This window comes from Nocardioides abyssi (assembly GCF_030412915.1).
Taxonomy (GTDB): domain Bacteria; phylum Actinomycetota; class Actinomycetes; order Propionibacteriales; family Nocardioidaceae; genus Nocardioides; species Nocardioides abyssi.
The window spans coordinates 1-277 of sequence record NZ_JAUHJR010000176.1; the positions used below are offsets into that span (position 1 = coordinate 1).

Annotated in this window: 1 pseudogene; it reads right to left on the bottom strand. The window is 50.2% G+C overall.

What is annotated here, in order from left to right:
• A pseudogene (locus QWY29_RS20395) lies at positions 1 to 267 on the bottom strand (catalase); the annotation flags it as partial.
• Positions 268 to 277: the final 10 nt, after the last annotated feature.

Below are 277 nucleotides of genomic sequence, written 5' to 3' on the forward strand. Positions count from 1 at the left end.
GCAGCGCTGTAGGAAACGGTCTTGCCTGGCAGGGTCGAAGGAACGGTATCTCTCGCCAGCCTGCTTGAAATTGTTCTCCTTTTCGATGATGCACTTCTCCCGGCAGCCAGATAGAACGCGAGGAGGGATAGGGTACTGTTCAGCATGACGAGTAGGATCAAACCTTGAAGGGAAGTAGTTCACCTCCTCATCCCTGTGCATGAAATTCATTAAGCCATCATGATGGTTGTTGTGGTGAGCACATTTCGGGGCATTCACAGGAAGCATCAAGTAGTTT